This window comes from Arthrobacter sp. HMSC06H05 (assembly GCF_001807395.1).
GTDB classification, from domain to species: domain Bacteria; phylum Actinomycetota; class Actinomycetes; order Actinomycetales; family Micrococcaceae; genus Pseudoglutamicibacter; species Pseudoglutamicibacter albus.
Genome location: NZ_KV788969.1, coordinates 1,001 through 14,689, shown reverse-complemented (window position 1 = coordinate 14,689; position 13,689 = coordinate 1,001). Strand labels below are relative to the sequence as shown.

12 protein-coding genes and 3 tRNA genes are annotated in these 13,689 nt (G+C 57.0%); 4 read left to right on the top strand and 11 right to left on the bottom strand.

The window, feature by feature from the left end:
• The 6 genes from HMPREF3160_RS10045 to HMPREF3160_RS01000 form a co-directional block, all read right to left on the bottom strand.
• On the bottom strand, positions 1-417 hold a 417-nt coding region (locus HMPREF3160_RS10045), incomplete at its 3' end, for a hypothetical protein (RefSeq protein WP_218078948.1).
• A complete protein-coding gene (locus HMPREF3160_RS01020) occupies positions 404-1,132 on the bottom strand; it encodes a DUF6318 family protein (RefSeq protein WP_052048202.1) in 729 nt (242 codons plus the stop codon). The genes HMPREF3160_RS10045 and HMPREF3160_RS01020, both read right to left, overlap by 14 nt.
• 1,024 nt (positions 1,133-2,156) lie before the next feature.
• Positions 2,157-3,356 (bottom strand): MFS transporter, encoded by a 1,200-nt coding sequence (locus HMPREF3160_RS01015; protein WP_035754391.1) that lies wholly within the window; start codon positions 3,354-3,356, stop codon positions 2,157-2,159.
• Positions 3,357-4,270: 914 nt separating this feature from the next.
• Positions 4,271-4,343, bottom strand: a tRNA-Phe gene (locus tag HMPREF3160_RS01010).
• Between the two features lie 49 nt (positions 4,344-4,392).
• Positions 4,393-4,466 (bottom strand) — tRNA-Asp (locus tag HMPREF3160_RS01005).
• A gap of 74 nt (positions 4,467-4,540) precedes the next feature.
• Positions 4,541-4,613: transfer RNA gene (locus tag HMPREF3160_RS01000), tRNA-Glu, on the bottom strand.
• 135 nt (positions 4,614-4,748) lie between these two features.
• On the opposite strand from HMPREF3160_RS01000, the gene HMPREF3160_RS00995 reads away from it, so the two are divergent.
• Positions 4,749-5,117, top strand: coding sequence for a metallopeptidase family protein (locus HMPREF3160_RS00995; protein ID WP_035754393.1), 369 nt, complete (start codon positions 4,749-4,751; stop codon positions 5,115-5,117).
• 142 nt (positions 5,118-5,259) lie between these two features.
• On the opposite strand, the gene nagB is transcribed toward HMPREF3160_RS00995, so the two are convergent.
• Positions 5,260-6,051 carry a glucosamine-6-phosphate deaminase gene (gene nagB / locus HMPREF3160_RS00990; RefSeq protein ID WP_035754395.1) on the bottom strand — a complete coding sequence of 264 codons (792 nt, stop codon included), beginning with the start codon at positions 6,049-6,051 and terminating at the stop codon, positions 5,260-5,262.
• 450 nt (positions 6,052-6,501) lie between these two features.
• Between nagB and HMPREF3160_RS00985 the strand changes: the two genes are divergently transcribed.
• On the top strand, positions 6,502-8,508 hold the full coding sequence (locus HMPREF3160_RS00985; RefSeq protein WP_070506542.1) for a C40 family peptidase: 2,007 nt from the start codon (positions 6,502-6,504) through the stop codon (positions 8,506-8,508).
• Between the two features lie 182 nt (positions 8,509-8,690).
• Here HMPREF3160_RS00985 and HMPREF3160_RS10125 read toward each other — a convergent pair whose 3' ends face one another.
• From HMPREF3160_RS10125 to HMPREF3160_RS00975, 3 genes are all read right to left on the bottom strand, one after another.
• Complete coding sequence (locus tag HMPREF3160_RS10125; protein WP_256173742.1) at positions 8,691-9,032, bottom strand: universal stress protein; 342 nt, start codon at positions 9,030-9,032, stop codon at positions 8,691-8,693.
• Positions 9,002-9,814: a universal stress protein gene (locus HMPREF3160_RS00980; RefSeq protein ID WP_256173740.1), complete on the bottom strand. Its 813-nt coding sequence runs from the start codon at positions 9,812-9,814 to the stop codon at positions 9,002-9,004. The genes HMPREF3160_RS10125 and HMPREF3160_RS00980 overlap by 31 nt, the downstream gene beginning before the upstream one ends.
• Positions 9,815-10,188: 374 nt before the next feature.
• Positions 10,189-11,001, bottom strand: coding sequence for an SDR family oxidoreductase (locus HMPREF3160_RS00975; RefSeq protein ID WP_070506539.1), 813 nt, complete (start codon positions 10,999-11,001; stop codon positions 10,189-10,191).
• A 418-nt stretch (positions 11,002-11,419) separates the two neighbouring features.
• Here HMPREF3160_RS00975 and HMPREF3160_RS00970 point away from each other — a divergent pair, with 418 nt between their 5' ends.
• Positions 11,420-12,865 (top strand): NCS2 family permease, encoded by a 1,446-nt coding sequence (locus HMPREF3160_RS00970; protein ID WP_035754401.1) that lies wholly within the window; start codon positions 11,420-11,422, stop codon positions 12,863-12,865.
• Positions 12,866-13,214: 349 nt separating this feature from the next.
• Here the strand turns inward: HMPREF3160_RS00970 and HMPREF3160_RS09945 are convergent, their stop codons facing one another.
• Positions 13,215-13,355: a hypothetical protein gene (locus tag HMPREF3160_RS09945; RefSeq protein WP_176744673.1), complete on the bottom strand. Its 141-nt coding sequence runs from the start codon at positions 13,353-13,355 to the stop codon at positions 13,215-13,217.
• 79 nt (positions 13,356-13,434) lie between these two features.
• On the opposite strand from HMPREF3160_RS09945, the gene HMPREF3160_RS09940 reads away from it, so the two are divergent.
• The coding region (locus tag HMPREF3160_RS09940; RefSeq protein WP_218078947.1) for a hypothetical protein at positions 13,435-13,689 on the top strand (255 nt) is incomplete at its 3' end.

The window sequence follows — 13,689 nt, the reverse complement described above, 5'->3', positions numbered from 1 at the left end:
GAGCAAGTCGTCACGTTGACCGCACTCATCAACTGCTCGGCGGGTGCAGGCCTGGGTTTTAGCAGCGTTACGAGCTACAGGATCCTGCACCTCAGCCACATGCAGGTCACTACCAGCAACCTTGGTAGAACCGGTCACCGCGCCTGACCGGTCCAACGCGGCCGGGGTACAGGCTGGATCCCACAACAAACGCTTCCCAAAAACCTTAGGTGCAGCCGCCGCGTTGTTTCCGCTGTAGGAGGCTTCTGTCTGTGTCTCTTCACTAGTGTTTTGCTCGATGTGATTACTTGTCTCAACACCCTGGTCTTGAAAACTGACATCAACAGCATGCGCCTCACTCCCAGCGAAAATAAGGAAGGCACAAATTGTTGATGGAAGAAGAGCATTCGTCTTTTTGCGCGAGTTATTTCTTGGCACCGTAGAGCCCTTCCACTTTCCAGCGGCCATTCTTTCGTTCTAGTTTCAACATGCCATCGTCAGTTGAATTAGCGGGCACTGTCTGGGCTGCTTTTGATTTTCCTGGCACATAGTAGGAGCGCTTATCTTCGTGCGCGGAAAATGTCACGTAGAACATCCCGCTGTCGAGTTCCTTATTTGGTGCTTGGATGTTTTCGTAACGAATCTTTCCGCCGACGGTCCATGCGTTGTGCTTCTGCACTCGTGAGAGCGTCTTGTCGACTTTCTTGCAGTAGTTGCAGTCAGACGAGGTGATATCCCAGAACTCTTTACGGAAGGAGCCGACTTCCCAGGCATAGTTGAGCTCTTTCAGCCAATGCTCAACGAAAGCGATCTGACCTGCCTTGCTTTCCTCTTTCGCTACCTCAGGCAAGGGTCCGGGGACCGGCACGTTCTGAGCAGGTCGTTTCGGGGTCGCGGGCTTATATGGGCCCTTCGGTGACGGGCTCGCGGAAGGTTTCGAATTCCCAGAGCCCTTGCCACTACCGGAAGTGCCTTTACCCCTCGCTTCTTTGTCTTCCGCTTCGTTGCCACCTGGGCTAGTTGACGTTGATTCTGCAACTGAAGTAGCCGCTTCGCCGGGCTTCGCATCGTCATTGGTGCCGCAGGCAGCCAGACCGGAAGCGAGGCTGAGCGCTAAGACTGTGGCGATAGCGTTGCGTTTTAGGTTTGTCATGATGGCGCCCCTTAGGCATGTGTTTCTGTTTGAGATCTAAGGTAGCCAAGCGCATCTAAAAGCACCATAGAAGAACAAAATGAAATTTTTCTTTCACACTTCAGTTGCAGCCGGATTAGTCCAACTTCCGCATGAACGCGGGGAGGGCGAGTAGTGAAGAACGGTTCGAGCCCTGGGAATCTCTGTCCGGTACTCCGGACAGGATCAGGCGTGACTGCTAACCGGGAACAGAATCCAAAATGAAAAGACTGATGTAGACCAACACTCGGTAGCGATAGGAGGGGGGGACGCGGGTTAGCTCAGGTCGAGTCCTTCAACCAACAAGCACACCACCAGCCGGTACCTCCGCAACAACACCACACCGAGGAATGAACGCTCATACCGAGCGATACCCCGCCGGCTCTCGCTTCGCCCACGCTCTGCTCGTCACCGGATTAACCTGCGAACTGGAATAGGCTGCAAGCGTTACTCCTCAGACAAACGAGACGGGCAACCAGGGGCAACATCAGCTCCACCCTTCCCTCATCGTTGCCGTTCCGGCTTTAGTGCGCCCAGAAGTCAAGGTCAATTTCATCCCAACATAGCAACAAGAATATAGAACGGTAGCTCTCGCAGGCTCTGCGAATTACCTATACCTTCAGTGAGCGATTCAAAGAAGGCGCCCCAAGGCTCTAGGTCCTTTAACGGTTCTGAGAGCCAGCACGAGTTAGGTCCCAAGCAGTCCAGACCCCAGGCAGTGAAAGCGTCTTCTACTCGCTGAGCGTTCAGATCTACTCCGCCTTAAGGACGGGCATGGCTCGGCCAGTTCTGTTGCTGTCGGTGCAGCTCTGCCAGTAAGTAGCAGCAGCTAAGGACATGTCCTGGGGTTGGTCAGCTTAGTCGCTGGTGGAGACCCTTGCATATCGGATTTTGGTGGCATTCACGGTGTAGACCTTATCGAAAAGGCACCCTCATGTTTCAGTAGAGGAGATGCCTTCTCGGTGGAGCTTCCTGGTACATGGCTCATGGGCATGTCGGTGGTTCATTATTCGCGTAGCGCAAACGAGCGTCGCATCAGAATCATCATTATAAAACCGCTAAATAGGATTGGAGTGGATAGTACGAGAAACATCTTCTCTAGTCCTATGCGCTCTAAACCAAAACCAGCCAAAGCTGCTCCCAGAGGAACAAGCGCGAGCGACGCAAACCAATCTATACTTAGCATTCTAGGCAATAGTGCCCGAGGGATACTCTTTTGCATGAATGTCGACCAGTATATATTGCCAATAGTTAGAAATATACTTGACACAATAAATGTAACCGCAAATGCAGTTGCACTTTTGTTAAACAATAAGATGATTACCGCTGAGGACCCAATAGACCAGCATAGAATCATGCATAGAACGTAATTTTTAGGTAGGCGTGCATTGCCGACAATCACACTTGTTGCTAGCGAAGCTACAGCGCCAATAGCCAATGCAGATCCATAAATCATAGATCCACCCTGATAGCCATCTGCCCAGGTTGTATTTACTACAGGCTTCGCTCCCATCTGCAGCATCACCGCGACGCTGACCCACACGAGAAGCAGCGTAAACGAAGGCCATTTTCTAAGAAATCTCAAGGCGCTTGACCAAGATGGCCCCTGCCCATCTTCATCCCTAGTATTAAGTGTCGGAATATTTATCCTTCTAATGCTTACTGCCGCAAGAAGGAGCGACATGCTAGCAATCGCGTAAGAGATAGTGCCCATATCTAGAGCTATCAGAATGCCACCAGCTACTGGACCTGCCATACCTTGCCCAACGCGCTGACTAAATGACTCGACAGAATTAGCTCTATGTAAGTTGCTTTCATCTACTAAATCTGGCGTCAACGAATCACTTATAGGCCCATAGATTGCAGTAGACACGCCAAACATAAATAAGCATAACGCTAATAAGACAATATTATTCTGGACGCTATTCAATAGGAATACTGGCAGCAAAGATAGTGCACCTAATATATAAGATAGAGAAATTATCTTTATCTTCGAGAACCTATCCGCCAAGGTGCCCCCTGGGAGAAGCGCGCATAGCACTCCTATGGTTTGCGCCGCTAACCCTATGCCCACGTCGGCGGGTCTGCCGGTGGTTCGGAGGATAAGGAATGGCGTAGTCACTACCAGGAGACCTTCTGCAAAATTCCCCAGCGTAAAGCTGTAGAAGAAAATTCTGTAAAGCCTATTTCTTAAAACCTCAAGCATATTCTCAGGTGCTAACTGTCAAATTTCTACGGAGAGCCACCCGAGTCTCCCTTCCGTCGGGACCATCTGTCAGAATTTTCAGCAGTTCCAAACTTACTGAAAGTAAGGGTTGCTATGGGACACCGCACATTCGTAACGCCCGATTCACCTTTGGTCCGGAATCGCTGAAGAACAGAGTCGTCTATATGACTCCAATCCGCGTCGTTCTCCGCGCCTCCATAATGCAGTGATCAAGTAAGCAGCTTAGCTTCAGCCGAAGTAGTAGGCATGGCTTTCATTCCAGTGGGGACTTCTCCATATAGATAGGCCCTGAAAGTACTGCCCCGACAAGCACCAGCGTTGCTTGAGAAGAACTATACACAAGAATGCAAAGTGGCTCAGGGGAATTGTTCGACTCGTTTGTGGTTCCCAGGGTGGCGGTTTTGTGGCTTCTGAATGACAGTGAGTCGTATTTGGTCGACGCCGCGCTCCAGCCTCTCCAGGGCTAGCTGAATCTTCCCTGGGACCAACTTTACTTTCCTGTTTAGCTACCTCGGGCAAGGTTCCCGGGACAGACGGGTTCTAGGCCGGGCGTTTCGGCAGGCTTAGCATTGTCATTGGTTCCACAAGCCGCTAGCCCGGAGGTAAGGGCCAAGGCTGGTACTCGGCGATAGCGCTACGTTTTTCATGTGTCATGATTGCGCCCTTTGGAATGATTCCCTGATCGGATTCCAAGCCAGCCAAGCGCTTCCGAAGCACTAGGCGTGACCGCTAGCCGGGGACCGAATCCAAAAACACCTAGGCTGATACAAGCCAGCTCACGGCATCGCCGACGGGGGCAGAATACCCGGCCTGCACCGCATCGTAGGCAGGAGCCTAGGCCGGTAAGGCAGCAGACAAAAAGAAACCCCCACGCGGGGTGGGGGTTTCGGACGTGGCTCCGACCGGCGTCGATCCGGTGACCTTTCGATTTTCAGTCGAACGCTCTACCAACTGAGCTACAGAGCCGAACGGCCATCTTGCGATGGCCGTTCAGATACTTCTTTCGAAGATCTTGCGACCCTGACGGGACTTGAACCCGCGACCTCCGCCGTGACAGGGCGGCGCGCTAACCAACTGCGCTACAGGGCCGTGAAGCGAATACGCTCACAAGGTCAAAACTCTATCAGGACTTATCCTGCAGTCCAAATCCAAAGTTTTGAACGTACCCCCAACGGGATTCGAACCCGTGCCGCCGCCGTGAAAGGGCGGTGTCCTAGGCCGCTAGACGATGGGGGCCTAGTGCGTTGTGCACCGAAATACCAGTGTAGTGCATAAACGCCACGTAGACTAATCGAGCACAAGATTTAACCTAGAACCGCGGAAATCCGGGGTTTAATCGGCCAGCCAGCCTGCGTTGCTTATGGTGGAAACATGGCTTTCCGTGTCACCAACGAAGCTTTCGAGTACGCCGCGCACTCCGTCTACGAGCAGCTCCCGGAAGAGTTGACGCGCGCGATGAACAACATCCAGATCTTCATCGAAGACACCCCCGAAGCGGAACTGAGTGAGGATCCCCACGGCCTCACCTTCGGCTACTACGACGGCACCCCACTCACCGAACGCGGCGAAAACGAAATAGGGCAACTCCCGGACCGCATCATCCTATTCAAAAACACGTTCGAAGAGACATGCTCAAACTGGACGGACATCATCCGGGAGCTCCACATCACGTTCGTTCACGAGATCGGACACCACCTCGGATTCAGCGAAGCCGAGCTCCACGAACTCGGGTGGGGCTAGAAACCCCAGCAACACGGGCGGCCCCGCCCGCCTAAACCTCCCTCATTAAAGCCTTCGGCATCGTGTGTGCTGTTATTCCACGACCGAAATAGCAGCACACACGATGCCGAAGATGAAAAAGGGAGTAGCGGATTATGTAGATTCAGCGGCGCGGGCTCGGAATCGCGTCCTCATTCTCGGAAACGAAATCGTAGTAATCACGCGCCTTCAACGCAGCACCAGCCACCGCATCGACATAAACATCACAGCGGCGATGGAACTGAAGAGCCGACGCCGGGACCATCGCAGCCACAGGCCCCTCAACCATGCCCGCAACCGCAACAGCCTTAGCCGCACCCGTCGCGATCATGAGCACGCGGTCCGCGTCCATAACAGTGCCGATACCCTGCGTGATGCAGTGGACCGGTACCGCGTCAATATCGTTATCGAAGAACCGGGAATTATCCTGTCGCGTCTGCGGATGCAACGTCTTGACACGAGTACGCGAACCCAGCGCCGAACCCGGCTCATTGAAACCAATATGGCCGTTGCTGCCAATGCCGACAATCTGAAGGTCAGCGAAACCACGCTTAGCCATCTCGGCCTCGTAATTATCGGCCTCAGCGCGCGGATCTTCAGCCATACCGTTCGGCACAAAAACCTGCTCTGGCCGCAAACCCCACTGATCAATCACGTACTTCTTCAAAACAGCGTGATACGACTCCGGGTGGGTCGGCTCTAGCCCGATGTACTCGTCCAAAGCGAAACACGTGATCTTCGAAACATCCAACCCGTGGTCGCGAATATGTTCCGCGACGTAGTTGTAAATACCGATCGGCGAAGAGCCGGTGGCCAAACCCAGAACCAAATCTGGCTTACGGCGGATGGCGTCAACAACGGCTGCGCCAGCCTTTTTCTCAGCGTCTGTTCTTGTCTTAGAGATGATCACGTCCATACGTCTACTCTAAGCGCCCACTGCACCACCGTTGCACACATTCCTTTTCGTTACTCGAAGGAACGCCCCAGATTGCACCCGCCCCTCCCCTAGCTAAACCTTCGGCATCAACAGTGCTGCTATTGGCCACGCTGCCGCGTGATCCGCGGCGGAGAAGCACCAGCCTCGCAACGAGGTTACGGAAACGTTACGGCGGCAACACGGGCACGAAAGTCACCCACCCGCTGCCTCGACGAATAACAGCAATTACGTTGCCAAAGATGAAAACATGGGGCGGATGTTACTCGTGTGACTCATGTGAATAGTGGGGATTATGTTCTTAGTGTTGCCAACGTGATGGAAGTTTCGTAAAGTGTCTTGGAGACCTTTGCTGAATTGTGATTTTCCTGTGACAAACGAGCTTCACTATTCAGTCCATTTAGAGCTTTCCCGGACAAAAGGACTTCTTACATGGCACAGCGATTCCGCCTTGCCGCAGCGGTCACCGCCGTAGCGATCACCGCAACCACCTTCGTCGGCACCGCATCCGCGTTCCCTGGCGCCCCCACCACAAAGCCTGTGCAAAAACAGCGCGCCAGCGTACCTTCCGCGCACGAAGTCAAAACCGCAAAACTCAACCCCACTGCCGCCAAGGACATGCGGCACACCCTCGAGACGCAACTGACACAGACGTCGCTGAACCTCAACACCGCCCAGGCCAACGCACAACTCGCCTGGGACGCCCTCAGCGCCGCACAGCAACGCGCAGTACGCAAGAGCGAAGAAGCCGCTGAGGCCAAGCGCGAACTCGAAGCCGCACGCGAAGCCGAACAGCGTGCAGGTAAAGACCTCGGCCGCATCGCCTCCGAGACCTACCGCAACGGCGGCCTCAACGTAGACCCGGGGGAGCTGCTGGCCGCAGAGAACCCGCAGGAGATCCTGAACCGCTCCGACGCGCTACGTCACCTCTCCGACGCCCGCGCCCGCGACCTCGCTACAGCCCGCAACGCGACCGAGCTAGCCAAGCAATGGGACGCCTACGCGCAAGCCACCGCTCGCGCCGCCGAGAAGGCGCTCGGCGAACAGACCGAAGCCGAAGCGAAGGCGCAGAAGGTCGCAGCGGAGACCCGCGTCACCGTCCTAGAAACCACCGCGGACCAGAACGAACTACTTGACCGCCTCGCAGACCTCAACGGGACCTCGCGTGCGAAAGAAGCCAAAGCGTTCCAGAAGCGGGAAGACGAACGCCTCCAGCGCGAATTCGAAGCCGCCCAGGCAGCACAGCGTGAAGAAGAAGCTCGCGCCCAAGCCGAAACCGCCCGTGCTGAAGCTGAACGCGAGGCCGCTGAACAGGCAAACACCACCGTTGACGGCATCGAACGCCCCGCCAGCGTCCGGGACACCGGCGATACTGGCACCCAAGCCGCCGATGCCGGCGCTAGCGATGATGGCGCTGCCTCCGATGCTGACAGTGACGGTACAGAAGAAGCCGCTACCCCGTCGGAATCTGAAGCTCCTGCCGGGCCAAGCGATGAAGAACTAGCAGAATCCCAACGCAAGGCCGAAGAAGAAGCCGCCCGCGCCGCTGCCGAACGCGAAGCTGCCGAACAGGCCGAGAAGCAACGCCAGGCAGAAGAGAAGCGTAAGCAGCTTGAAGCTGAGCAAGCCGAAGCCGCCAAGAAGGCTGAAGAGGCCCGCAAGGCGCAGGAAGAAGCCCAGCGCAAGGCTGAAGAAGCGAAGAAGGCAGAGCGCGAACGCCTCGAGCGTGAAGCCGCTGAGCGTGAGGCTACCGCGAAGAAGGCCGAAGAGGCCCGCAAGGCCGCTGAACAGAAGGCCAAGCAAGAAGCAGCTCGTGCCGAAGCTGACCGGAAGGCTGCAGAAAAGCGCGCAGCCGAGCAGCGTGCCGCAGCCAAAAAAGCTGAAGAAGCCCGCAAGGCCGCCGCAAAGCAAGCTGCCGCAAAGAAAGCCAAGGAACAAGCCGCCAAGAAGGCAGCTCAGCAGCGAGCAGCCCAGCAGAAAGCTGCGGCCAAGAAGGCTGCCGCTCAGAAGGCACAAGCCAAGAAAGCCGCTGCGAAGAAGAAGCAAGCTGCGCGTGCAGGCGCCGGTAAGCAGGCCGCCCTCAACTGGGCACTCAACATCGCAGGCTCGCAGGGATACGGCTACGTGTTCGGGGCGAACGGCCCACGCTACTTCGACTGCTCGTCCTTCGTGCAGAACGCATTCCGCCAGTCCGGGATCTCCACCCAGCGCGTAGCGAGCGCACAGTTCACCGGGGCGCCGCAGCAAGTCAGCCTCAAGAACCTGCAGGTCGGAGACCTCGTGTTCTCCTCCAACAACGGCGCACCGTCCGGCATCTACCACGTAGCGATCTACGTCGGCAACGGACAAGTAGTCCACGCACGCAACCCGCGCGCCGGCATCGGCGTAACCCCAATCAGCTACGTCAACAACATCTACCCGCTAGCGGCCCGCTACTAAGCCCGCTAACTCACCTTTGGCATCGTGAGTGCTGAAATCATTTCAGCACTCACGATGCCAAAGGTTTTAAAAAGCAGCGGGGCCTGGTCACGCCATCAGCATGACCAGGCCCCGCTACTGTTATAGAAGACCGCTACAGAACCGCGGCTTCAGAAGCCACGCAACCGCCCGCGAACGCGCGGCTACTTCTTTTCGCCTTCGGCTTCTTCCTGCGGCATCGGGCCGAATTCGCCACGGTTCTCGATACGCTCATCCTTACGCGCAGGAACCACAAGAACCGGGCACTTCGCATGGTTCAAAACCGACTGCGATGTGGAACCCAATAGCATGCCCGCGAAACCGCCACGACCACGCGTACCCGTAATCAGCAAGCGTGCCCGCTTCGATTCCTCAATCAAAACCTGCGCAGGCACACCCTCAACAACAGCAGTCGAAACACGCAAACCATCAAAGTGGTGACGCAACCAATCAGCCGCTGCAGAAAGCTGCGTATTCATCTCGCGGACCACCGACTGCTGGTCCATCGCAGATGCCGCCCACATCTGGGTGCCCGAAACGGCGGCAAAGCCCACACAACCTTCAACTCACACCCGCGAGCCACAGCCTCCTGAGCCGCATCCAACATCGCCAAGCGAGCCGCCGTCGAACCATCGACACCAACCACCACCGTGTCCGATGCCTCCTTACGAGCCAACGAACCCTTCGGAACCACAACGGTCGCGCAATGCGCGTGCGGTGGAACAGCGGAAGCAACCGAACCCAAAATACGGCCAAAGAAACCGCCACGGCCGCGGGCTCCCATCACAACCATCTCGGCGTGTTGCGAGTATTCCAGCAGGGTGCCCGCCGCGTCGCCCGTCTCAACGTACGCACGCACACGGTCAGCCGGAGCGAATGGCATCTCCGGGTTCTCACGACGGCGCCGATCCAGATCCGCAAGCGCCTCACGCAAAACCGTCTCCGCGCCGGAACGCAACGTCTCATCATCCAAAGCCGAATAGCCGGCATCCATCGCGGTAGCAACGAACGTTGGGATCGTGTAGGACATCACGGCCTCAACAGACAGATTACGACGCCCACCTTCAGCCGCCGCCCACGCAAGGGCCTCAAGCGACTGCTCGGAACCATCGACACCCACCACTACAGCTCCAGCGCCAGGCGTGTTTTTCTTCTGCGCCTCCTCACGGTTGCGGCTGTCCTCCTGCTTCCGGGCCTCCAGACGGATCGCAGCCAAATCCAAGGCCGACGTATCAACGTTCGGTTCACCGGTGTTCGGGGTTGGGGTGTTCTCTGGGGTATCGGTCATGGTGAAACTCCTACAGATTCATTGCGCTTTGCACGCTTTACCTCCACCGTACAGGCCAAATGCACCTCACGGGGAGAATCCATTGAATAAAAATCCGAGATTAATAACAGCACTCACGATGCTAAAGATTAAGTTGGGGCGGGTGCTGTGAGGGATGCGCGCGATGCTGTTAAAGACTTGCTGTTAACGACACAGTGCCGGGGAACAACTGATGCTCCCCGACACTGACGATGCGCTGGCCACTATATCCGCGGCCGCCGGCAACTGCCACCTAAAGTCCGCGGCCGGCGACAACGGCGCCGGCAACAGCGAGGCAGATGAAGCACGTCAGCCTCACTGCGGCACAGGCCTAGACGCCTTATATTCCGATGGCTTTATACTTCGTCCATGCGCTTCGGGGCATGCCAGAGGTCCGCGCCGCGGCCCTGATCCAAGCTGTCGAAGCCGCCGTCCACGTAAATGATCTGGCCGGCCATCGAACGGTTACCTTCAGATACGAGGAACGCGAGCACTTCAGCAACCGCTTCCGGCTTGACAGCACCGTTCAGCGGAGCCGGCATGACACCCAGCACAGCCTTGCGGCCTTCCTCGGTTGCCAGAAGGTCCTTGGTCATCGGGGTTTCCACAACACCTGGGCCTACCGCGTTGATTGCAATGCCTTTGCCGGCATATTCCTCGGTCGGTGCGACCTTACGGACCCAGGTCGCGATGGCACGCTTCGATGCCGAATAGTTCGCGTAACCGATCTCCTGGCTCTTCTCAGCGAGCGCAGCGCCGTACTCGACGGCTTCTTCACGCTTGCCCTCCAGCAGCAGGTTCACAAGGTTGGTATCAGTTGGCTGGAGGGAAGCAGCCGACGCGGTAACAGCTACGCGTGGGTTCTCCGACTTCTCAAGCAGAGGCTTGAGCGATTCAATCGTGTCAATAGCCCCAAAGAAGTTCACTTTGACGTCGAGCGGAGTCTGCGATGCGGTACCTGCGTTGGCGACAATCGCATCAATATGGTCGTGTTCCTCGCTGATCTTGTCGACCATGGCCTGCAGCGACTCTGCGTTGCTTAGGTCAACTTCGAGGTCAGCACCCTTCAAATCGACGCCGATCACGGTTTCGCCACGCTGTTTCAGAAGATCCGCAGTGGCTTTACCGATCCCGGACCCAGCACCTGTTACGACAATAACTCGAGCCATTGAACTCCACCCTTTTCTTGCGATTCGTGGATTGATGTAACGCTTTAATGATACCAGCCGGGTATAGAGAATATAGAGAAAACAAAGTGACGAAATAGCGCCCATCAGGCCACGAGTCTGTAGCAGGTCATGTACCGCAACGCAAGCCATAAAGAAGCCTATGGCACCGCGCCTGCTCAGCGAAGATCTCACTCCCCAAGGAGCCGAAATATACACAGACAAATCATTGAAGAAATCACTACATAATCAACACTAAATTGAATAATGAGCGAGACTAATTCCATTCACCTGAGTGGCCCTACATCCATACCAAGCCCGCCCCGCATCGGACGCAACCAACCCAAAGGAACCACCAACACCACGCAAACCCGCGACATCAAGCCCCACACGCGCCCGCGCAAACAGTAGAATTCACAACATGTCATCAGCACGCACCAATCAAGCCACCAGTGGGCTCAGCACATACTTCAAGCTCACCGAACGGGGCTCAACACTCGGCCGCGAAATCCGCGGCGGTTTCGCAACATTCTTCGCGATGAGCTACATCGTCGTCCTCAACCCGCTCATCCTCCAAGGCGCCGACACCAACGGCTACGAACTCGGCATCGCCCGAGTCGCAGCCGCAACCGCATTCGTAGGCGGCCTCCTCTCAATCGTCATGGGCCTCTGGGCGAAACAACCCTTCGCCCTCGCAACAGGCCTCGGCGTCAACGCGCTCGTAGCCGTCACCGTCGCAACCAACCCCGGACTCTCATGGCAAGCAATGATGGGCCTGGTCGTCATCGCCGGTACCATCATGTTCATCCTCGTCCTCACAGGGTTCCGAACAGCGGTCTTCAACGCCGTCCCCGCAGGGCTTAAAACCGCCATCGTGGTAGGTATCGGCGCCTTCATCACGCTGATCGGCCTCGTCAACGCAGGCTTCGTACGCGCCGGCCCAGGCACCGTCGTAACGCTTGGCATCAACGGCCGACTCGTCGGCTGGCCAACCCTCGTCTTCCTCTTCGGGCTGTTCCTCACCATCGCCCTCATGGTCCGCAAAGTCCGCGGCGCCATCCTCATCGGCATCATCGCCTCCGCGATCCTCGCGAACATCCTGCAAGCAACCCTCAAAATCGGCGCCGGCGGCGAAGACAACCCAACAGGGTGGGCGCTCGTCGTCCCAGGCCAGAACTTCACGTGGCAGCTACCTGACCTCTCCCTCATCGGCCAAGCAAACGTCGTAGAAGCGTTCACCCCATCGTCCATCGGCGCGGTCGCCGCGATCCTGCTGGTGTTCGTGATCCTGCTCTCCATCTTCTTCGACGCGATGGGCACCATGGTCGGCCTCGCGACCGCCGCCGGCACCATCGACAAAGACGGGCACATCGAGAACGTGGACCGCGTGCTGCTCGTCGACGCGGCAGGCGCCGTCGCCGGTGGTGGCGCGGGTGTTTCCTCCAACCAGATCTTCGTCGAATCCTCCGCCGGTATTGCTGAAGGTGCGCGCACAGGTATCGCGGCCATCGTCACCGGTGTGCTGTTCCTGCTCGCGATGTTCCTGACCCCGCTCGTGCAATTCGTGCCATTCGAAGCCGTAGCTCCGGCCCTCGTGACCGTCGGGTTCCTCATGATGAGCCAAGTAACCAACATCGACTGGGACGACATCGGCATCGCACTACCAGCGTTCCTCACGATCCTGATGATGCCGTTCACCTACTCCATCGCAGACGGCATCGGCGCAGGCTTCATCGCATACGTGTTCGTGCGCCTCGTCCAAGGCCGCATCAAAGACATCCACCCACTCATGTGGGTCGTCGCCGGGTTCTTCCTCGTGTTCTTCGGCATGGGGCTAGTAGACGGCTGGACGGGCGCCTCCGCCTAACCAAACCCAACCTTCGGCACAAAAATTGTAGAAATAATACCGACGGGGCCGGGGCTGGCCAGGTCAGGCTGGTTTGGCCGGGAGAGACTAGGCCGGGCTCGGGCGACACCGGTCAGGGACTTGACCGGCACGGGCGACACCGGGCACGGGCGATGCCGGGCACGGGCGATGCCGGGCTCGGGCGAGCCCGGTCAGGAAGTTAGCCTGAATAAGTGGGCGGGGCTGTTGCAGCCAGTGTGAACTGATCGCAACAGCCCCGCTTTCGCGTTGCCATACGGTGGCGACCTCGATCTTGCACTGCTATGAGCTGGCTTACACCTGTGTTGATGGCCTTGTTTTGCGTTTGTGGCTAGCGGTCACGCTCGATGGTTTCCGGGATACCGGACAGAAGGTTGGGTGCGAACTCGATTTCTGAAGATTCAATTGCCCTGTGTTTATGCGGGACTTTGAGGAATCTGCTCGCATCCGAAACGTGAAAGATAAATTTCATTTCGTTTGTCTATGGTGCTTTTTGATGCGCTTGGCTACCTTAGGTTCTAAACAGAAACACATGCCTAAGGGGCGACACCATGACAGATCTAAAACGCAGCGCTATCGCCGCAGCCCTGACGTTCACGCTTGTTTCCGGTCTGGCTGCCTGCGGCACCAAGGACGATGCGAAGCCCGCCGAAGCGGCTACTTCAGTCTCGCCGTCTGCAAGGCCGAGCGACACAGAGCCGAAAGGCAAGGGCACTTCCGATAGCGACACTGGCAAGAGCCCCACCAAATCTAAACCATCCGCTGGCCCGTCGCCGAAGGGCCCCTATAAGCCAGCAACCCCGAAA